This is a genomic window from Flavobacterium sp. FlaQc-52, from assembly GCF_044007495.1.
Classification (GTDB): domain Bacteria; phylum Bacteroidota; class Bacteroidia; order Flavobacteriales; family Flavobacteriaceae; genus Flavobacterium; species Flavobacterium cupriresistens.
The window spans coordinates 307,285-327,518 of record NZ_JBIPCV010000005.1; the positions used below are offsets into that span (position 1 = coordinate 307,285).

At 35.9% G+C, this 20,234-nt stretch carries 17 protein-coding genes; 5 read left to right on the forward strand and 12 right to left on the reverse strand.

All coding sequences use genetic code 11. The features are described 5' to 3' along the window. Positions 1-74: 74 nt before the first annotated feature. Positions 75-1,067, reverse strand: coding sequence for a DUF6515 family protein (locus ACHRV5_RS11720; RefSeq protein ID WP_395426870.1), 993 nt, complete (start codon positions 1,065-1,067; stop codon positions 75-77). A gap of 193 nt (positions 1,068-1,260) precedes the next feature. Between ACHRV5_RS11720 and ACHRV5_RS11725 the strand changes: the two genes are divergently transcribed. After that, a complete protein-coding gene (locus ACHRV5_RS11725; RefSeq protein WP_395426871.1) occupies positions 1,261-2,295 on the forward strand; it encodes a quinone-dependent dihydroorotate dehydrogenase in 1,035 nt (344 codons plus the stop codon). Here ACHRV5_RS11725 and ACHRV5_RS11730 read toward each other — a convergent pair. Then, the gene (locus ACHRV5_RS11730) at positions 2,281-2,997 is read right to left on the reverse strand and encodes a DUF3307 domain-containing protein (protein WP_395426872.1); all 717 of its coding nucleotides are present in this window, start codon (positions 2,995-2,997) and stop codon (positions 2,281-2,283) included. The genes ACHRV5_RS11725 and ACHRV5_RS11730 overlap by 15 nt on opposite strands. A 4-nt stretch (positions 2,998-3,001) precedes the next feature. Beyond that, on the reverse strand, positions 3,002-3,607 hold the full coding sequence (locus ACHRV5_RS11735; RefSeq protein WP_395426873.1) for a hypothetical protein: 606 nt from the start codon (positions 3,605-3,607) through the stop codon (positions 3,002-3,004). 205 nt (positions 3,608-3,812) lie between these two features. Here ACHRV5_RS11735 and ACHRV5_RS11740 point away from each other — a divergent pair, with 205 nt between their 5' ends. The 4 genes from ACHRV5_RS11740 (at position 3,813) to guaB (ending at position 9,072) form a co-directional block, all read left to right on the forward strand. Beyond that, complete coding sequence (locus ACHRV5_RS11740; protein ID WP_395426874.1) at positions 3,813-4,679, forward strand: hydroxymethylglutaryl-CoA lyase; 867 nt, start codon at positions 3,813-3,815, stop codon at positions 4,677-4,679. A gap of 84 nt (positions 4,680-4,763) precedes the next feature. Then, positions 4,764-5,318 (forward strand): hypothetical protein, encoded by a 555-nt coding sequence (locus ACHRV5_RS11745; protein WP_395426875.1) that lies wholly within the window; start codon positions 4,764-4,766, stop codon positions 5,316-5,318. Beyond that, on the forward strand, positions 5,315-6,715 hold the full coding sequence (locus ACHRV5_RS11750) for a DUF5723 family protein (protein WP_395426876.1): 1,401 nt from the start codon (positions 5,315-5,317) through the stop codon (positions 6,713-6,715). Before ACHRV5_RS11745 ends, ACHRV5_RS11750 begins: the two co-directional genes overlap by 4 nt. Before the next feature lie 884 nt (positions 6,716-7,599). Next, positions 7,600-9,072 carry an IMP dehydrogenase gene (guaB, locus tag ACHRV5_RS11755; protein WP_047775477.1) on the forward strand — a complete coding sequence of 491 codons (1,473 nt, stop codon included), beginning with the start codon at positions 7,600-7,602 and terminating at the stop codon, positions 9,070-9,072. Between the two features lie 402 nt (positions 9,073-9,474). Here guaB and ACHRV5_RS11760 read toward each other — a convergent pair whose 3' ends face one another. The 9 genes from ACHRV5_RS11760 to ACHRV5_RS11800 all read right to left on the reverse strand — a co-directional run bounded on the left by ACHRV5_RS11760 (position 9,475) and on the right by ACHRV5_RS11800 (position 20,187). Continuing rightward, positions 9,475-10,338 carry a L,D-transpeptidase gene (locus tag ACHRV5_RS11760; protein WP_395426877.1) on the reverse strand — a complete coding sequence of 288 codons (864 nt, stop codon included), beginning with the start codon at positions 10,336-10,338 and terminating at the stop codon, positions 9,475-9,477. 301 nt (positions 10,339-10,639) lie between these two features. Next, positions 10,640-11,221 (reverse strand): NUDIX domain-containing protein, encoded by a 582-nt coding sequence (locus ACHRV5_RS11765; RefSeq protein WP_395426878.1) that lies wholly within the window; start codon positions 11,219-11,221, stop codon positions 10,640-10,642. A gap of 57 nt (positions 11,222-11,278) precedes the next feature. Continuing rightward, entirely contained in the window at positions 11,279-12,550 is a 1,272-nt protein-coding gene (locus ACHRV5_RS11770) for an adenylosuccinate synthase (protein WP_047775483.1), read from the reverse strand. Between the two features lie 92 nt (positions 12,551-12,642). Further along, the gene (locus tag ACHRV5_RS11775) at positions 12,643-13,101 is read right to left on the reverse strand and encodes a Fur family transcriptional regulator (protein ID WP_047775485.1); all 459 of its coding nucleotides are present in this window, start codon (positions 13,099-13,101) and stop codon (positions 12,643-12,645) included. A gap of 184 nt (positions 13,102-13,285) precedes the next feature. Next, positions 13,286-13,828: a hypothetical protein gene (locus ACHRV5_RS11780; protein ID WP_395426879.1), complete on the reverse strand. Its 543-nt coding sequence runs from the start codon at positions 13,826-13,828 to the stop codon at positions 13,286-13,288. A gap of 38 nt (positions 13,829-13,866) precedes the next feature. Further along, positions 13,867-16,086 carry a bifunctional (p)ppGpp synthetase/guanosine-3',5'-bis(diphosphate) 3'-pyrophosphohydrolase gene (locus ACHRV5_RS11785; protein WP_047775487.1) on the reverse strand — a complete coding sequence of 740 codons (2,220 nt, stop codon included), beginning with the start codon at positions 16,084-16,086 and terminating at the stop codon, positions 13,867-13,869. A 367-nt stretch (positions 16,087-16,453) separates the two neighbouring features. Next, positions 16,454-17,989, reverse strand: coding sequence for a serine hydrolase (locus ACHRV5_RS11790; RefSeq protein ID WP_230005005.1), 1,536 nt, complete (start codon positions 17,987-17,989; stop codon positions 16,454-16,456). A gap of 19 nt (positions 17,990-18,008) precedes the next feature. Then, positions 18,009-18,800 carry a TrmH family RNA methyltransferase gene (locus tag ACHRV5_RS11795; protein WP_395426880.1) on the reverse strand — a complete coding sequence of 264 codons (792 nt, stop codon included), beginning with the start codon at positions 18,798-18,800 and terminating at the stop codon, positions 18,009-18,011. Between the two features lie 301 nt (positions 18,801-19,101). Then, the gene (locus tag ACHRV5_RS11800) at positions 19,102-20,187 is read right to left on the reverse strand and encodes a phosphoglyceromutase (protein ID WP_395426881.1); all 1,086 of its coding nucleotides are present in this window, start codon (positions 20,185-20,187) and stop codon (positions 19,102-19,104) included. Positions 20,188-20,234: the final 47 nt, after the last annotated feature.

The window sequence follows — 20,234 nt, forward strand, 5'->3', positions numbered from 1 at the left end:
TATATAAAAATTCTACTGTTTCTATAGAGTAAATAGTTTTTATCTGAATTATTTTATTTTTTCATCAGAAGGATCTATTTATCTTCTTCAACAAGAGCTACTTCGTATTTGTCTTTACCGTCAACTTGTACGGGTTGATAGTATGTTTCACCAAATTTGATGTATTTTACATCACCAACCGTAACTTCTTCACCACCTTCAGGCAGACTTTCAACTATTGTTCCTGCTGTTGGTGCTACTACTTTATAATTGCTACCGTCTTTTTCATAATAGGTTCCGCCGTAATAATAATTGTTGACCGTTCCTGTATTGACCGTCTGGGCGCCACTTGGAATATTGTTGACCGTTCCTCCAACCGGAGCCGGTACGGCAGTGTAACCTCCGCTTGATGATTGGTACCAAACCCCTTGATCATAGTGGTATTGAGTGCTCTCTACGCTAACAACAATTGCTGTAACGGCCAAAGACGTAATAAAGAATCCCCATGGATGCCAAACCGGTCCCCAATAAAAAGGTCTGTACGGATGGTAGAAATAAGGGTGGTAACAATTGTATCGGTATCCGCCATATCGGTATGCGGGACGACCATAAGCAACATTGTTTCTTCTTACAACCGTATTACGATTGTTACGAACGTGAACGCTGTTGTTTACATTTATGTTTACGTTGTTTCTGTTTTTATTAACAGTATTACCGCTAATGTTGTTTCTGTTGCCGGTTTTGTTTCTGTTTGTTGTAGCATTCCCTCTGTTATTGGTTACTTTATTGTCTCCAATTTTTGTTCCGGAATTATTGGGTCTGGTTACTTTGTTGTTAGTGTTGCCAGATCTGTTGATTGTGGAGGTTTTGTTCCCTGTAGCTGGCCTTGTTGGTCTTGTTGTGTTTGCCGGTCTGGCTTTTGGTGCTGGTCTGGCCTGAGTAGCTCCGCCTGCGCGATGTGCACCGCCGCCGACATGTCCTCCACCGCCTCCATGACGTTGTGCCATACCGTCAAGTGAAATTAGAAAAAAAGAGCTTATCAAGCATTGGACTGCCAACTTTTTAATTGCATTTTTTATATTTTTCATCTTCAGTGTTTTAGGTTCACTAAATTATAAAAAAAAACGTATAAATATTTAAAAATTAAACTGATTTTAACGAACAAGTGCATTTAATTCCGGTTTTTAAGTAAATTTTTGTAGCAGTATTAAACTATCATAGGGACACTTTCAAGTATTATAATTAAATTTGCCACCGAAAAAACAACAACAACAACACACTATGTATAAATTGATAATTCGTCCGATACTTTTTTGGTTTGATCCGGAAGAAGTACATTACTTCACTTTCTCTTTCGTTAAATTCATTTCAAAAATACCAGGAGTTTCGTCAATAATTAAATCCGTTTACGAAGTAAAAGACAATCGTCTGGAAAGAGAAGTTTTTGGAATTAAATTTAAAAACCCGGTAGGACTTGCGGCAGGATTTGATAAAGATGCTAAATTGTATAAAGAACTTTCTGATTTTGGATTCGGTTTTATTGAAATTGGAACCGTTACCCCAGTGGGTCAGGAAGGAAATCCTAAAAAGCGTTTGTTTCGCTTAAAAGAAGATCAGGCGATTATCAATCGAATGGGATTCAATAACGGTGGAGTTCTGGAAGCTGTAGAACGTTTAAAAAAGAATTCAAATGTTTTAATTGGGGGGAATATTGGTAAAAATAAAGTCACTCCAAACGAAAACGCGGTAGACGATTATATTATTTGTTTTGATGCCTTATTTGATCACGTTGACTATTTTGTGGTGAATGTAAGTTCTCCAAATACTCCAAATTTAAGAGCGCTGCAAGACAAAGAGCCACTAACAGCTTTGTTGCAGACGTTGCAGGACAGAAATATAGAAAAGCAAAAAACAAGCAGTCAAAAAGTAAAACCTATTCTATTGAAGATTGCTCCGGATTTAACAGATGAGCAGTTATTGGATATTATTGATATTGTGAAAACAACTCAGATTGCGGGTGTAATTGCTACAAATACTACCATCTCACGTGACGGATTGCAAGCTGCGAATCAAACAGAAATGGGTGGTTTGTCAGGGAAGCCCTTAACGAAGCGTTCTACAGAGGTTATTCGTTTTCTTTCTGAAAAAAGTAATAAAGCATTCCCTATTATTGGAGTAGGAGGTATTCACTCTGCGGATGATGCCATCGAAAAGTTAAATGCAGGAGCAAGTCTGGTACAATTGTATACCGGTTTTATCTATGAAGGCCCGGCCTTGATAAAGGCCATCAATAAAAAGATTTTAAAGCAATTGTAAAAGTAATGCCTGCACGATAAGTCCGGTGAGGATTGCGGTGCCAAAACTTAGTAAAGTACCAATTAGAACATATTCGGTAAGTTTTCTGTCTTTGGCTTCTTTTAGATCACCAAATCTAAAAACCGATTTTGCAGCCAATAAAAATCCAATGGCTTCAAAGTGACCCGTCAGTATAAAACAGAAAACAAACAGACGCTCTAATATACCAATATAGTTTCCTGCTTTAGCCAGTGAATTATCGCTATGCGCATTGCTGCTCTCAGGGCTCCAGATGGAAATAATTATCTTGATAAAAATGGAAGTTGGTTTTGTGACCAATAAAATTCCTGTGATTAAAATCCAAAACTGATTGCCAAACCAGCTGATGTCGATTGATTTGTTTTGATAGAGAAAAACAACTCCGATTAAAACTAAAACATGCAGAATTTGGTCTACTATAAACCAGGTGCGTTTTGTTTTATTTTTTTGAAAATGTAGCTTGATCAGATCAATTATTCCGTGTGAAATGGTAATAAAAACGGCATAGGGTATAAATTGAATTTCTCCGACAAGAATGGCCGTCAAAACTCCGTGAAGAAGAATATGAAGATATAAATAAATACTTTTATGTTTTTTAGCTTCTTTATTGGCTACCCATGAATTGGGCTGGCCTATAAAATCGCCTAATAGGTGGGCTAAAAGTAATTTTATAAATAAAAGCATAAGACTATAAAGTATTTATTTGTTTTCTAAAATAACGATCCAGACTTAGTATCAAATCAAATTGGGCACGTTTTTGTCTGCGACTCACAGCAGCTCTTTTGATGCCTAACTTCGGTGCTAATTCTTCTTGAGATAAACTCGGGTTTTCTATTGCAATAGCTACAAATTCGGCAGATTGTGCCGGCCAGTTATCCATAAAAGTAAGGGCTAACTGAAGCATCAGATTCATTTTTTCGTCGATTAGCGAGTTACCTGTTTGTATCGCTAAAGTCACTTTTTGTTTCTTTAAAGTCTCAAAAAGTTCCCCCGAATGGATGAAAGCAGAGCCATTGCTTTCAGATATTTTTTCAGCAGCATGTGTTTTGTCGCCAAATCCAATGCTCATTCTCGCATCCAGTTTGATAGATTTTAAATGTGCTTTTACTAAAATCGCCGACAATAAAGCGTCTTCAGGGTTCTTTATTTCGATTTGAAATTCGTCTCCTCTGTATACTTCCCATTGCAGGGGTGCCTCGCCAAATAAAGACAGGATCTTTTTTAAACCTTCTACCCAATCTTTTGATTTCTGTTTTCTGGAGTCAATTAAGTCTCCTGTGATTACACTAGTCATAGATTCAAATATAATAAATAATAATAGTATTACAAAAGTACGCAATATTTTTAAATGTTACGTTTTTGTGTAACATTTTGTATTGTTACGTTATTGCGTAACATCTTCAAATGTTACACAATCATGTAATTTTAGCATTAAAGAAAATTATAGTTTTTATTTCTTTAAAAAAGAAACTAACTTAGCCTTCATAAAAGAATAAGCTTTGAATAAAGAAATTAAGATTATCGAATGTCCACGTGATGCTATGCAAGGTATCAAGGATTTTATTCCGACTCAAAATAAGGTTTCCTATATACAAGCTTTGCTTAGAGTAGGATTTGATACCATTGATTTTGGAAGTTTTGTATCTCCAAAAGCGATTCCGCAAATGCAGGATACGGTAGAAGTGTTGGCTCAGCTTGATTTATCTCAAACAACCAGTAAGCTTTTGGCTATAATTGCAAATACGCAAGGCGCCATTTCAGCTTCAGAGCACGAACCTATTCAGTATCTGGGTTTTCCTTTTTCTATATCAGAGAATTTTCAGATGCGAAATACACATAAAACCATCGCAGAATCTTTAGTTACGTTATCGGAAATTCTTGAAATTGCTGATAAAAAAAACAAAGAAGTAGTAACCTACCTTTCTATGGGTTTCGGAAATCCGTATGGTGATCCGTGGAATGTTGAAATAGTAGGAGATTGGACGGAAAAGTTGTCTAATATGGGAGTGAAAATCTTATCGCTTTCCGATACGGTCGGAAGTTCTACACCGGAAGTGATTACGTATCTTTTTTCGAATTTAATTCCGAAATACCCACAAATAGAATTCGGAGCGCATTTGCATACGACGCCCGATAGTTGGTTTGAGAAAATAGATGCCGCGTATAAAGCAGGTTGCATCCGCTTTGATGGCGCTATTCAGGGGTTTGGCGGGTGTCCGATGGCTACTGATAAACTAACCGGAAATATGCCTACAGAAAAGTTGATTTCTTATTTTACCGCAAACAAAAAAAGAACAGAACTAAATTCTTTAAGTTTTGAAAGTGCTTATAATGAAGCGTCAAAATTGTTTGGGAAATATCATTAAAAATGAAGTATTTTTGTTTGACATAGAAAATAATAATCAGTAACTCTCAATTTGGAGTTCTTTAAATCTAATTATCAGGTAGTCATGAAATTGTACTTTCAAAATAAAATACTTCCATTTATTATTTTTTCTTTATTCTTCGTTTCCTGTTCAAGTGATTTAAATTTTGATCAAGTTGATGACTTCAAGTTGCAACCTGTCTTGGTCGGTAATTTGGCTTATTTTAATGTGCCCGCGAATCAATTTGTTGATAATGGAGTTGAGCAAATAATTACATCTGATGTACAGGAGTTTGATGTTTTTAAGGAAAAGTTTTTACGGGATGATGTGGTGAAAGCTGAGTTTGATTTTGAAATTGAAAATACGATAAACAGAGCTTTTACGGTAAAATTATTGCTTATTAGTGAGGATAACAAAACGCTGGAAACGATAACACTTTTAGTTCCTGCTTACTCAGGGAGTTCAAATGTAATAAAGTACCCTACAGAAGTATTTGAAAATCAAAGATTAGCATTGTTAAAGCAAACAACTAAAGCTGGCTTTGTATTACAAATGGACGCGGGGCCGCCCTTAAATGAAAGCAGTCCGGGAAGTTTAAAATTGAGATCAGGTGCAACAGTTTATATGGAAATAGAATGAAGAAGATAGGGTTAATTTTAATAATGCTTTTTCAGTTTTCCTCTTTTTCTCAGAACAAAGAAGTACTGTATAATTTCACCTCTATTCCGCAATCATCACTTGTAAATCCGGGTGCTGATGTGTCATACAAATTTTATTTTGGAGTTCCATTATTGTCCGGAGTTTCTGCTAATATAGGATCAAAGAGCTTTTCGGCCTATGATTTATTCGCTGATAATGGAGTTGATTTTAATGATAAAGTTCGAAGCATCGTAAACCGATCATCGAATACGGATAAAACACATATCAATCAACAGCTCGAAGTATTCTCGGGAGGTTTTAGAGTAGGAGACAGGGATAGTAAATCATATGTTTCGTTTGGAGTGTATCAGGAATTTGATTTCTTGATGTATTTCCCCAAAGATGTAGCTGTTTTGGCATTAGATGGAAATCGGGATCATATTGGAAAATCATTCAATTTAGGAGATTTAAATCTTAAAGCAGAAGTACTTTCTGTTTTTCACATCGGATTTCATAAAAAGGTAAGCGAGAAGTTAGTTCTTGGTGGTCGTGCTAAAATTTATTCAAGTGGTGCCAACATAACAGCGACAAAGAATTCGGGTTATATTTACACCGGACAAAATGCGGGAACACCCAATTTTTACAATCAGGCTATTTCCTCCAACCTCGAAATCAGAACTGCAGGAATTGCTAGTTTTAGAGAAGACGACTATAATGGAAATATAGCAAGCGATCTTGCTCGTAATACCTTTCTTGACGGAAGTTTAGGCCTCGGTTTCGATGCCGGACTTACGTATTATTTTAAAGAAAATCTTCAATTTACAGCGAGTGTTGTGGATGTCGGTTTTATTAAACAGTCCAAAGATGTTCAAACTTATACGTACAAAGGATTTTACAAGTATGATGGTGTAAATCCTATTTTTTCGGGTACCAATGATCCTGAAAATGCTTTTGATGAGTTCAAAAAAGCCATTCCACGCGATACACTTTATTCGAAATACACCACTTGGAGACCGGTTAAATTTTATTCCTCTATGCAGTATTCGTTCGGAGAATCCCGCTCAGATGAGGATTGTAATTGTAAAGGAAGTGTGGGGAGAAAATATGTAAACGCCGTGGGAGGTCAGTTGTTTGTGATGTCAATGCCAAAAGCCCCCTTTGCTGCTTTTACCGCTTTTTATCAGCGTAGTATTTTTGAAAAACTGGATGGAAAAGTTACATATACATTTGATACTTTTTCTAAGAAAAATATCGGTTTAGGGCTTTCGGGGACTATCGGAAAATTTAATCTTTATGCCCTTGTTAATAATGTTTTGGAATATAAAGATGTTACAAAAGCCAAAAGTCTGGCATTTCAATTCGGTTTCAATTTTGTTTTTCAGGATAGTGATGAATGATGTGTTTTACTGTTGTGTGTTTAAACCATATAAGTGATATAAGTTCATATAATAGCTTGGCTTAATTGGTGCGAATAGGAGTTTTTTTTAGTTCATTTTAGAGAAAAGCAAAATTTAAATGAACTTATATCACTTATATGGTTCAAAAATTTAAGTGACCTATTTTTGGTTATGTGCTATTCTTTACAATCGCCATGATTGAAGAAATTAGAATGTTATAATGCTATATTAAACCATATAAGTGATATAAGTTCATATAATAGCTTGGCTTAATTGGTGCGAATAGGAGTTTTTTTTAGTTCATTTTAGGAAAAAGCAAAATTTAAATTAGCTTATTATTACTTATATGGTTTAAAAATTAAGTCACCTATTTCGCATGTGTTATTCTTTACATTGGCTATGATTGAAGAAATTAGAATGTTATAATGCTATATTAAACCATATAAGTGATATAAGTTCATATAATAGTGTGTCTTAATTGGTTCGAATGCGAGTTTTTTTAGTTCATTTTAAAGAAAGCAAAATTTAAATGAACTTATAACTTATATGGTTTAAAAAATTAAGTGACCATAAGTAATGTAAATTCATATAATAACTTGTCTTAATTGGTTCGAATGCGAGTTTTTTTAGTTCATTTTAAAGAAAGCAAAATTTAAATGAACTTATATAACTTATATGGTTCAAAAAAAAAATAAGTTATTTATCTCGTCTGTGTGCCATTCTATACGCTAGCATTAACGGTAGAAGTTGGGGTGTTAGAATGCAGAATCAAGCGCTTTTTATTTGTAAGTTCTTTCTTGTAAATTAAATTTTATGAATAAGTTAGTGAACAAGTTTCCAATTTATTCACTATATTTGCACGCAATTCAACTAGAAATTGCAACATGATAGCACACAACTCCAAGATTATCGGCGAAGGTTTAACTTATGACGATGTATTATTAGTACCTAACTACTCGAATGTGCTTCCACGCGAAGTGAGCATCAAATCAAAATTTTCAAGAAACATTACATTAAACGTTCCAATAGTATCAGCTGCTATGGATACCGTTACCGAAAGTGCAATGGCAATCGCTATGGCGCAGGAAGGCGGAATTGGTGTTTTGCATAAAAATATGACGATTGAGCAGCAAGCTGCAAAGGTTAGAAAAGTAAAACGTGCTGAGGCAGGTATGATTATCGATCCGGTAACTTTACCGTTGACTTCAACAATTGCAGATGCAAAAAATGCAATGAAAGAATTCGGAATTGGTGGAATCCCAATTGTTGATGAGAATAAAATTTTAAAAGGTATCGTTACAAACCGTGATTTGCGTTTTGAGAAAAATGGTGCCAAGCCTATTGTTGAGGTAATGACAAGCACAAACTTGGTTACCGTTGCAGAAGGAACTTCATTAGAACAGGCGGAAGTAGTTTTACAAGGCCACAAAATCGAAAAATTACCGGTTGTAAATGATAAATACGAATTAGTTGGTTTAATAACTTTTAGAGATATTACCAAACTAACTCAAAAACCAATCGCAAACAAAGACGTTTTTGGACGTTTAAGAGTTGCTGCTGCAATTGGAGTTACAGGAGATGCTGTTCAAAGAGCAGAAGCTTTAGTTGCTGCAGGAGTAGACGCTATTATTATTGATACCGCTCACGGACATACAGAAGGTGTTGTGAATGTATTGAAAGAAGTAAAAACAAAATTCCCAAATATTGATGTAATTGTAGGTAACATCGCAACTCCCGAAGCGGCTAAATATTTAGTGGAAAATGGTGCTGATGGTGTAAAAGTTGGAATCGGACCTGGTTCTATCTGTACAACTCGTATCGTTGCCGGTGTTGGTTTCCCTCAGTTCTCTGCGGTTCTTGAAGTAGCAGCAGCTATAAAAGGAACAGGAGTTCCGGTAATTGCTGATGGTGGAATTCGTTATACAGGAGATATTCCTAAAGCTATTGCTGCCGGAGCTGACTGTGTAATGTTAGGTTCATTATTAGCAGGAACAAAAGAATCTCCGGGAGAAACAATCATTTTCGAAGGAAGAAAATTCAAATCTTACCGTGGAATGGGTTCTGTTGAAGCCATGCAAGGTGGATCTAAAGACCGTTATTTCCAGGATGTTGAAGACGATGTTAAAAAATTAGTTCCGGAAGGAATTGTTGGTCGTGTTCCTTACAAAGGAGAATTAAACGAAAGCATGCTTCAGTTCATCGGTGGTCTTCGCGCCGGAATGGGGTACTGTGGATCAAAAGATATTCCAACTTTGCAAGAGACTGGACGTTTTGTTAGAATCACTTCTAGCGGAATCACAGAAAGTCACCCGCATAATGTTACGATTACTAAAGAAGCTCCAAATTATTCTAGATAATTAGAGTTTTTTTATAGAGATATAAAGGCTGTTTCGCGATTCGTGAAACAGCCTTTTTTTTGTCATTTCGAAGCATGAGAAATCACACAAGAAACTCCGCAAACCTTTTCCATAACTTTGTCATTCTGAGGAACGAAGAATCTTTACAAGAAACTCCGCAAAGTAAAACACTAGACAATTGATTCAGCGAACGAAGATTCTTCGTTCCTCAGAATGACAAATTGGGCGTGAGCTGCGTGTGTGATTTCTCATGCTTCGAAATGACAAGTTTATAATTGCCTTTTGAGGATGACCATGAAATAACAGGGTTTTATGAAAAGTAATAAAAACTTTGCGACGCTGCGACTTTGCGAGAAATCAATATTTCAGCTTTAAAAAATTACAACTCTCCTAGAAAAAAAATTATTGAGCTGTTTCTCGAACTTTTTGATTGTCTAAAATACTCTTTAAAAAAGGTTCAACTTGTTTGTCTATATCTGATTCCGAAATTGTCAATGCTTTCGGATTATGAATCAATTCGAACCAGGGTTTTGGTCCGTCAAACGGATAATTGCCAAAAACAATAACCGGAGTTCCTTTTACTTTTACATTTTCGCTGTCTTTCAAAATCCATTCGTCTGCCCATTTGTATAGATATTTAGCATCCTTTTCAAGAAGTCTTAAGCAAGAATGAGACGCAGGATAACCCGGTAATTCGTATTGATGAAAACCAACTCCCAGTTTGTTTTCGATATTAAAATTCCATTTTAAGTCCCATTCATCATTAAAAGTACTGGTTGTTTTTTCTGCTTTCCAATTGGTGAAAAATAAACCGGTTGGTGTTGGATCTTTTTTTCTTCCCATATTGGTTTGGCCGGTATAAACCAATTCGCCGTTTTCATAAGCGGCAAATGCCTGAGATGGATAAGAGAAAATCAGGACTTTTGAAACGTTTTCTAAAGAAGCAACATGCAGCGGAAAGGGGAGGTAATAAACCAAATCACCGCTAAAATCAGTTGGAACAATAAGAGAGTCCATCTTGGTAAGGTTGGCCTTGTCAGTTCGGTTTATGGCACAAGTAATGCTTAATTTGCTGCTGTCGGCCTTGTTTGCTTTTAGCCATTCTTTGGTGTTTTCAAAATGGTAGGAAACTGAAGATTCAGGCTTTTTGTATGTTATCGTTTTCTTCTCTTTAATTGTAGTTTTAGTAGTGCGTTCGTTTTTACAAGAAGATAAAATCAAGAGGATTAAAATCAGAACGAATGGGGTGTTGTGTAACTTTTTCATACAGAATATTTTAGAGTACTAAAGTTCTGTTTTTAATGCCGGAATTAATTACACAATTCCTGAAATAGTTTATTTGATTTGCATTTTTCTAAGATTTTTTTGAATCATAGAAATGGTATTTAATATGTGTGTTGTCTCCTGCAAGGTCTTTTCGTGCAGGTGTAAAGCGTAAATAAGGATACCTACAAGGTCAAAAAAAGACCTTGCAGGAAAACCATAATGTAAAAAATGTTAACTTTAAATCTATGTCTCTATGTGTTAAAATAACCTTTTATTTAATTTTATCCAATGGGTATAAATACTAAATTAACCCTTTTATCTTAGCATGTTGTAGTAAAAGAATCGTTTTGGCATCCAAAATTTCACCGGATTCGATCATTTTGTAAGCTTCATCAAAAGTATATTCCAAAACTTCGATATTTTCCTGTTCGTGATCCAGTCCGCCGCCTTCGTTTGCTTTCATGGTTTCGTCATATTCACCGATAAAAAGGTATAATATTTCTGTAACTGAGCCTGGTGACATATAGGTTTCGATCACTTTTTCTACTTTGCTTAATCGGTATCCGGTTTCTTCTTCTGTTTCGCGAATGATGGCTGCTTCTGCATTTTCCTGATCCAGAAGTCCGGCGCAAACTTCGATCATCATTCCGGTCTTATTTCCGTTAAGGAAAGTTGGCATGCGGAATTGTCTCGTTAGCACTACCGTTTTCTTTGTTCTGTTATAAAGTAAAATGGCAGCTCCGTTCCCGCGATCGTAGACTTCACGGATGTGCGATTCTGTTTCTTTATTTCCTAATTGATAATCAAAAGTTACTTTGTTTAAAGTATACCAATTGTCTGATAATAATTTAGTTTCTGTTATTTTAATTTTAGGATTTGTCATAGGAGAAAATGTTTTGCATAAAAAAAACGCTCTGATCATCAGAGCGTTTAGTATTAATTATTTCGTTATTGTTTGCTTTCTGTCTGGCCCAACCGATACAATTTTGATTGGCACTCCAACTTCTGCTTCAATAAATTCGATATATTCTTTTAGCTCAATTGGCAATTGATCGTAAGTTGTCATTCCAGTTAAGTCAGCTTGCCATCCTTTGAACTCTTTGTAAACCGGAGTTACATTTTCCGGCTCGATGTTGTAAGGAAAGTGAGAAATATTTTCTCCTTTGTAGTTGTACTCCGTACACACTTTTAAGGTCTCAAATCCTGAAAGAACATCGCCTTTCATCATCATTAATTGAGTTACACCATTTACCTGAACAGCATATTTTAAAGCTACTAAGTCTAACCATCCACAACGTCTTTGTCTTCCTGTTACAGAACCAAATTCGTTACCAACTCTTGCCATAGTGGCGCCAACTTCGTCAAAAAGTTCTGTTGGGAATGGACCGCTACCTACACGTGTAACGTAAGCTTTGAAGATTCCGTATACTTCTTTGATTTTGTTAGGAGCAATTCCTAAACCAGTACAAGCTCCGGCTGCAGTAGTGTTTGAAGATGTTACGAAAGGATAAGTTCCGAAATCAACATCTAACAAAGAACCTTGAGCTCCTTCGCATAGAATAGATTTACCTGCTTTTTGAGCTTGGTACATGTATTCTTCACTGTCAATAAAATCTAATTTTTTTAATTCTTCGATAGCTTCGAAAAACTCTTTTTCAAGTTCGTCTAAGTTGTATTGGATCGCAACATCATAAAAAGCAATCATTGCTTCATGTTTGTCTGCTAATGCTCTGTATCTTTCTTTGAAATCTTCTAATTCGATATCTCCAACGCGCAATCCGTTTCTACCGGTTTTGTCCATATAAGTTGGACCAATTCCTTTAAGTGTAGAACCGATTTTTGCTTTTCCTTTTGATGCTTCAGAAGCGGCATCTAACAAACGGTGTGTTGGTAAAATTAAATGTGCTTTTCTTGAAATGATCAATTTAGATTTAATATCAAGATTAAATTTTGCTAAACCTTCGATTTCTTTTTGAAAAACTACCGGATCTATTACAACACCATTTCCAATGATGTTTACTGATTTTTTATGAAAAATCCCGGAAGGAATGGTTCTTAATACATGTTTGATTCCGTCAAATTCTAATGTATGTCCTGCATTTGGTCCTCCTTGAAAACGTGCAATAATATCATAATTAGAGGTAAGAACGTCAACAATTTTTCCTTTACCTTCATCTCCCCATTGTAATCCTAGTAATAAGTCTACGGTCATTCTGTTTTAATTTGCGTTGAGACAATTTAAATTGCCCTACTGATTAATGTAGTTAATTTTCTTCTTTTATTTTTAAAATAATTCCTTTCGGACTATTGTTTTTGTTTTTTGTTCCCGTAGAAATACAAAGAGTGATTGGTGATCTCGATGTCAAAGATTTCTTCGATTGTTTTTTTGATGGTTTGAATTCTTGGATCACAAAATTCGATCACTTCACCGGAATCAGTCATGATAATGTGATCGTGTTGCTTATCAAAATAAGACTTCTCATAGTAAGCCTGATTTTGCCCAAATTGATGTTTTCTAACCAAAGCGCAGTCCAACAATAACTCGATCGTGTTGTATAAAGTTGCTCTACTCACACGATAGTTTTTGTTCTTCATTTTGATATAAAGATTTTCTATATCAAAGTGCTCTTCGCTATCGTAAATTTCCTGAAGTATAGCATAACGCTCAGGAGTTTTGCGATGCCCTTTTTGCTCAAGATACATCGTAAAAACATTTTTTACAATTTCTTGATTTTTAGAATTGTCAGTTGAAATTAGTGTCATAATCTGGCAAAGATAATTTTTTATTTTAATGAATAAAAGTTTCAGGTTTAAAGTTTAACTTTCAAATCGGAGTTTATGTGTGGCAAAAGCTCTTGTTTAAGGGTTTTGCGTTACTTTTTTTTACCGGTTTAAGTTCGCTTTATTAACATATTTATTTTTATTTGAGATAATACTAACAAAATATTTATTCAGTTTTTGTCATAAACATAAACCAGTTCCATTCCCATGTTTTGCCTTTGTCGTCACTCATGGCCTGACTCCAGATTGGCTTTTTTTTATCGCGGGCATCCCAACGGAATACCTGAATTACGTTTCGGCCTTCAAAAGTGTCTTCTGAAAAAAAGTGCCCCACATTGTCTTCAAAGGAACCGATTACAGGTTGGTCTAAAACCCCCGTTGTTGAATCGGACCAATAAATACTCCACAATTTTGTGGCGGGATTAAACAAACGAACTGTCATTCCTTCAAAAGGTTCGCCATTAAACGTAGCGAGAAAATTATCAATATTACCAATTCCGTTTAGAATCTTGTACATTTCCTGTGTGGAGGGAAATTCAATCCATTCGGTGCAATTGGCAAATCTTTTTTTTAATTTTCTGTTTTGAATAATGGATTTTCCCTGAAAAAAGTCAAAATCATGTTTTGAGGAAGTTTCAGAAGCGACAATTACGAGGCTTCCATTTGCGTCAAAATTTAATTTCGGAATTTCTAAGGAATTATTTTTCATCAGTATAATTTTAGTATAAATAGAGTAGGAGTATCGGTTTAGGTTCGGTATTCACGAGTTACTTTGTCGACTCCGTCAATTTTTTTAATGGCATTAATCATTTTCTTCAAAATGGTGTTGTTTTGAACAATCACCGCAATCTGACCGTGGAAAATTCCGGCATCGGTACTCAAAGAAATACTTTGAATATTGACACTCATATTGTTTGAAATTACTCTTGTTAGCTGGTTTGTAAGTCCTAAAACGTCCATTCCGGTAATGTTGATAATGGCTTTGAATTCTTCCTGAGACGAATCGATCCATTTGGCACTCATGATACGGTAGGCGTAATTTGACTGCATTCCGATCGCATTTGGACAGTCTTTTTTGTGGACTTTAATTCCTTCGTTTATGGTTACAAATCCAAAAACATCATCCCCCGGAATCGGGTTACAACATTGCGAAAGTTTATAATCGAGTTTGTCATGCTCGGTTCCAAAAACCAGCATATCATAATTGCTGCTTATAACAGGTTTATGAATGTCGTCGGCTGCGGTATCTTTATTTCTTTTGATTTTATTTTTAAAGAAATTGATAAAGGTGTTGCTTTTTTGAGCAGCATAATCTTTTAATTGCTGATTCTCAATAGCACCAATTCCAACTCTGTAAAATAAATCTAAGCTTGTTTTTAGTTTGAAAAAGTTAACTAATTCATTAATAACCTGCTCGTTGATGGTTATTTTTAAATGTTTCAGTTTTCGGGTAAGTAATTCTTTTCCTTCCTCACCGATTTTCTTAGTGTTCTCGTTCAGAACATTTTTAATCTTGGTTTTTGCTCTGGAAGTGGTTACATATTCCAACCAGTTTATGGTTGGTTTCTGATTTGCAGAAGTAATAACTTCAACCTGATCACCGCTTTTTAACTCGTGATTTAAAGGAACAAGACGTCCGTTTACACGTGTTCCTCTGGTTTTGATTCCAATTTCGGAGTGAATACTAAAAGCAAAATCAAGCGAAGTGGCACCTTTTGGTAAGGACTTGATTTCTCCTTTTGGAGTAAAAATGAAGATTTCTTTTGAGTATAAATTCATTTTGAAATCTTCCACAAAATCAACCGCATTTGTCTCCTGATTTTCTAAAGCTTCGCGAAGCAAATTCAACCAAACATCTAATCCGCTTTCTTCTGTGGCTCCGTTTTTATATTTGTAGTGGGCTGCGTATCCTTTTTCGGCAATTTCATCCATACGTTCACTTCGAACCTGTACTTCAACCCAACGGCCTTTTGGTCCCATGACAGTGATGTGCAGGGCTTCGTAACCTGTTGATTTCGGAGAGGAAATCCAGTCACGTAAACGACTTGGGCTGGGTCTGTAATGATCGGTTACGATAGAATAAATTTTCCAGGCGATAAATTTCTCATCGTGTGGATCTGATTTGTAGACTATTCTAAGGGCAAATTTGTCGTATACTTCGTCAAAACTTACATTTTGAGCACGCATTTTTCGACGGATCGAATAGATCGATTTTGGACGGCCTTTAATAATGTAATCTACATTTTCGGCGTCTAAAGATTTTTTCAAAACATCAGAAATGTCTTTGATATAAGCATCCTGTTCTTCTTTGGTTTCTCTTATTTTGCTGACAATATCTTCATAAACTGCCGGCTCGGTATATTTTAAACCTAAATCTTCCAGTTTTGTTTTGATGTTGTATAATCCTAAACGATGGGCAAGTGGCGCATAAATATACAGGGTTTCTGAGGCAATTTTGGTTTGTTTGTATTCAGCCATAGAATCCATAGTCTGCATGTTGTGCAAACGATCTGCCAGTTTGATCAAGATCACACGAACGTCATCGTTAAGCGTCAGAATCATTTTTCTGAAATTTTCTGCCTGCATTGAGGCATTCAAATCTCTTTGAACCATCGAAATCTTGGTTAGTCCTTCGACCAATTGCGCTACTTTTGGATTAAATAAACGCTCAATATCTTCCACCGTTATTGGAGTATCTTCCACAACATCGTGCAATAAAGCCGCAGCAATAGAGGTGGCTCCTAAACCAATTTCGGAGGCCACAATTTTTGCAACAGCAATAGGATGAAAGATATAGGCTTCACCGGATTTGCGGCGCTGCTCTTTATGTGCATCAACTGCTACATCAAAAGCTTTTCGAATCAGTTTTTTGTCGGTAGGTGATAAAGTCTGGTAGCTAATCCGAAGTAATTCTTTATATTCTTGGGCAATTGCTTTGTTTTCTTTTTCAATATCTATTTCTATCATAACGGCATAGTTCAAGTACTAAAAATAAGAATAAGTTAGAACATACGCAAGGGAATAACGTGTTGATTTCAGATTTTAGATTTTAGTTTTTTGAAGGGAATAATGTAGAAATTTAGAGGTGTGAAATGCTTTTTTTTGAAAACGATTGTCACTTTGAGCGAAGTTGAAGGCTTGTGAGGTTAGTAGGGGGGCTTCGACTTCGCTCAGCCTGACAGTTTCGGTCTCAGTCTCAGTCTCAGTCTCAGTCTCAGTTTTCAGTCTGGTTTAGAACTTGGGATAAGAATTAAAAAAAAATCTCAGTTCTGCGTTTTCAAAGTTAAATTGAAAACGCAGAACTGAGACTGAGACTGAAAACTGCGACTGAAAACTATTCCTTCGTAAAATCTAAATCCTGGAAGTCGTAACTGAAATCCGTTAATTCAGAAATAGGGAGCATTTTTAGATTCGCTACTTTTCCACTTTCATCATATTTAAATAAGAGATGAGCGTCGGCATGGAAAAACGCATTGTTCCATTTTACGACATAGTTGCCGTCTTTATAGAAAAAGATTTCGCCTGCCAGTTGTGGTGAACGTTGAGAAGCAAAGTATACTTTTCCTTTTTTCTCTGTAATAGTGATTTTTCCAAACCAATTGTCCTGGTAGCTTCCTGTAATTTTACTGAAATCTGTTTTAAGTTTGTCTTTTTTGTTTTTTGCAACAGTGGCCCAAACTTCATCGGTAACTTTATCGGCAGATGCTTCGTTGGCTTTTACTCTGTTGCTGTAAAGCGTTACGTAATCTTCGGGTTTGATGCCTAAATAACTGTCTTTGATCGTATTGGTAATGGCGCTAAACGCTGCTCCTGATTGTTGATTGGTTAAAACAATAATTCCTAAACCTATTTCAGGAATTAAAGTCGTTTGTGTTACGTTTCCTTCTAAACCACCCGTGTGAGAAACTTGTTTATAGCCTTTTACATCATTCAAAAACCAACCTAAACCGTATCCTGAGAAATGAGTATTGTAAGGAGGTCTTGTTTTGGCAGGGATAATGGTTTGTAATTGCCACATTTCGTCGTGCTCTTTTTCTGAGAACAGTTGTTTATCACCATATTTTCCATTGTTGATTTGTAAAATGGCCCATTTGCTCAAATCATTGACACTCGAATAAATTCCGGCTGCTCCATCGAAAAGTTGGTTTTCGTATCTTTTGATTGTTTTTAACTTTCCATCAACAGGAACGTGAGGCGTAATTACGTTTGAAGTATCTTTAAGACGTTTTATCGAAGCGACACTTTCGTTCATTTCCAACGGTTTCATAATGCGGGTTTCGACAAACTCTGCCCAGCTTTGACCGCTTACAACATGCACAATTTCACCTGCAATGATGTACATTAAATTGTCGTAATCGTATTTTGTTCTAAAACTGGAAACCGGTTTTAAATAGCGTAAATTATGAATGATATCCTTAGCGGTAAAATCACTTCCATCAGGCCAGATCATTAAATCTCCGGCACCAAGTCCAAGTCCGCTGCGGTGGGTTAGTAAATCACGGATTGTAAATTCTTCCGTTACATAATCGATTGACATTTTAAAATCCGGGAGGTATTTTACGACTTTGTCATCCCATTTTATTTTACCTTCATCTACCAACATAGCCAGTGCGGCACTTGTAAAGGCTTTACTGTTTGAGGCGATTCCAAACAAGGTGTTGGCATCTACTTTTTGTTGGGTTATAACTGATTTTACGCCATATCCTTTTGCCAGAACTACTTTTCCATCTTTTACAATTGCAACTGAAATTCCGGGGACATCAAAGGCTTTTATCGTTCGATTGACCAATTCATCGACCTCCTGATTGGTGATTTGTGCTGAAACTGAAAAACTAAATAATAAAGCTAAAAGTGATACTTTGTAATTCATAATTATTTAAAATTTGATGTTAGTTAAATCCTCTTTGGCGTTTGGCTTCGAAAATTAAAATGGCTGCCGCAACAGACACGTTCATACTGTCGATTTCGCCTTGCATTGGTATAATGATATTTTGTGTAGCTGCATCACGCCAGTCTTGTGTCAGACCTGTGGCTTCTGTTCCGACAACTAAAGCAGTTGGAGTTGTGAAGTTTTGTGTGTGGTAAGAGGTCGAATTTTGCAACGTTGCGCAGTAAAAATCAATCTTTTTTTCTTTCAAATAAGCGATAATTTCTGCAGTAGTTCCTGTGGCAATTTGATTGGTAAACAAACAACCTACACTGGAACGCACAATATTAGGGTTGTATAAATCGCTTTTTGGATTGGCAATTAAAACGGCATCCAAATTAGCAGCATCTGCGGTACGCAAAAGGGCTCCAATATTTCCGGGTTTTTCGGGTGCTTCGGCTACTAAAATTAAGGGGTTATCGGATAATTTTAAATCCGATAATTGCATTGATTTGGTTTTGGCTACTGCCAAAATGCCTTCTGTAGTATCTCTGTAAGCCAATTTTTGATAGACTTCTTTGTTGATTTCAATAAGTTGAACCGGCGAATTAACGATTTTATTAATTTGATTCTCGGTAACCAGTTCGGGTAAAAATAAAACGGTTTCAATTTCATAACCTCCTTTTATGGCGATAGAAATTTCACGTAGGCCTTCAATCAAAAATGTTCCGGTTTGTTTGCGGGCTTTTGCTTTTTCCTGAAGTAAAACAAGCGATTTGATAAACGGATTTTGTATTGAGGTAATTTGTTTCATTTTTTTTAAAGGAACTAAGTTTTTGAGGGGCTAAGGTACTGAGATTTTTTTTAAAGTTGTATAGGGGTTGAGTTGCAAAGTGGCAGAGTTTTTTTTTGAGGTGCTGAGGTACTGAGTTGCTAAGGTTCTGAGTTTTTTTTAAAGCTGCAAAGGCTCAGAGAGGTAAAGCTGCAGAGTTTAGAAAAAGGTTTAAAAGATTGCCACGAATTTCACGAATTGGCGCGAATTTTTAAAGTTTGACTACTATTATAATTCGTGTGAATTCGTGAAATTCGTGGCAAAAAAATATCTTACGGATTGCTTAATTTTTAAACAATTCTGTTATTTCTTTTTCTACGGGATGGGGTGCTGTAAAAGTATATCCCATGATTTTGGCAATGGTTTGTGCGAATTGTTTTTGATACAATTGCGTTGCTGTTTTGATTTCTCCTTTTGGCGCTATTTCAGGCCCCATTGCGGCAAACCAGATTTGTGAGGCTCCTTCTATATCTTTACCGTGATCGGTCCATTGTGCTTTTGTTTTGTCTCCGCGACCGTGATCTACCGTAATTAGCAGTGTCGTTTTGTTTTTGTATTGCGGATCATTTTGTACAAAATTCCAGATTTCTTTGATCCATTTATCAACTTGGTTTGCGGCATCCAGATACGATTTGTAATGTCCTGCATGAGCCCATTCATCGGTTTCTCCGTAAGCAATATAGAGTACTTTTGGTTTGTTGGTTTTGAGTTCGTTTAAGGCTTCATAATGGGTAAAAACATCAAGGCACTCGTCTTCATGAAAAGGCTTAAACGAGTTATCACGCATTTCGTTTAATAATTTATGATTTGCTGTTGGTTTCTTTCCGCCTACTTTATCAAAGGCCGAAATTACGGGGAAGTTGCTTCTTTTTTCGTTTAGAATTCTGTCAAAAGCATCCCAGGCACCAAAAGCAACCGTTTTTCCTTTTTCCTTTGGCTGCTGATTTAAAAATTCCAAAATATTTACATTTGGATTGGCTTTGTAAGAGTTAGCATTGATCTGCAAATCTACATTTCCAGTCATAATCTCACTGTATCCGGGATAGCTAAACCAGTATGGATTGGAAACGTCAACGTTATTTCCGAAATCGCGATTGCCATAAATTTGTCCTTTCGAAGCAATTTCGGACCAGAAAAAGGGCATTATTTTTTTGCGGCTTTCATTGCTGTCAGCACTGTAATATTTCTTGTAGATGTAGGTACTGTCTCCCTGATTGAATTTTTTGTCGTTGGCAATTGCGGTATCCATCCCTTTAAAGACTTCCTGCCATCTGAAACCGTCTGTGGTGATGATAATAATATTTTCTGTTTTTTGTGCGCTCGACAAAAAGCTGATTAAAATGAATGGAATTAAAAGTAATTTTTTCATATTTATTGATTTATAAAAATTCAAGATTATAAAAGTTTATTTTTAAT

Bases quoted from the DNA above. Each gene is read 5' to 3' on its own strand.
- ACHRV5_RS11720 (WP_395426870.1), bottom strand. From the start codon at position 1,067: ATGAAAAATATAAAAAATGCAATTAAAAAGTTGGCAGTCCAATGCTTG.
- ACHRV5_RS11725 (WP_395426871.1), top strand. From the start codon at position 1,261: ATGTATAAATTGATAATTCGTCCGATACTTTTTTGGTTTGATCCGGAA.
- ACHRV5_RS11730 (WP_395426872.1), bottom strand. From the start codon at position 2,997: ATGCTTTTATTTATAAAATTACTTTTAGCCCACCTATTAGGCGATTTT.
- ACHRV5_RS11735 (WP_395426873.1), bottom strand. From the start codon at position 3,607: ATGACTAGTGTAATCACAGGAGACTTAATTGACTCCAGAAAACAGAAA.
- ACHRV5_RS11745 (WP_395426875.1), top strand. From the start codon at position 4,764: ATGAAATTGTACTTTCAAAATAAAATACTTCCATTTATTATTTTTTCT.
- ACHRV5_RS11750 (WP_395426876.1), top strand. From the start codon at position 5,315: ATGAAGAAGATAGGGTTAATTTTAATAATGCTTTTTCAGTTTTCCTCT.
- guaB (WP_047775477.1), top strand. From the start codon at position 7,600: ATGATAGCACACAACTCCAAGATTATCGGCGAAGGTTTAACTTATGAC.
- ACHRV5_RS11760 (WP_395426877.1), bottom strand. From the start codon at position 10,338: ATGAAAAAGTTACACAACACCCCATTCGTTCTGATTTTAATCCTCTTG.
- ACHRV5_RS11765 (WP_395426878.1), bottom strand. From the start codon at position 11,221: ATGACAAATCCTAAAATTAAAATAACAGAAACTAAATTATTATCAGAC.
- ACHRV5_RS11770 (WP_047775483.1), bottom strand. From the start codon at position 12,550: ATGACCGTAGACTTATTACTAGGATTACAATGGGGAGATGAAGGTAAA.
- ACHRV5_RS11775 (WP_047775485.1), bottom strand. From the start codon at position 13,101: ATGACACTAATTTCAACTGACAATTCTAAAAATCAAGAAATTGTAAAA.
- ACHRV5_RS11780 (WP_395426879.1), bottom strand. From the start codon at position 13,828: ATGAAAAATAATTCCTTAGAAATTCCGAAATTAAATTTTGACGCAAAT.
- ACHRV5_RS11785 (WP_047775487.1), bottom strand. From the start codon at position 16,086: ATGATAGAAATAGATATTGAAAAAGAAAACAAAGCAATTGCCCAAGAA.
- ACHRV5_RS11790 (WP_230005005.1), bottom strand. From the start codon at position 17,989: ATGAATTACAAAGTATCACTTTTAGCTTTATTATTTAGTTTTTCAGTT.
- ACHRV5_RS11795 (WP_395426880.1), bottom strand. From the start codon at position 18,800: ATGAAACAAATTACCTCAATACAAAATCCGTTTATCAAATCGCTTGTT.
- ACHRV5_RS11800 (WP_395426881.1), bottom strand. From the start codon at position 20,187: ATGAAAAAATTACTTTTAATTCCATTCATTTTAATCAGCTTTTTGTCG.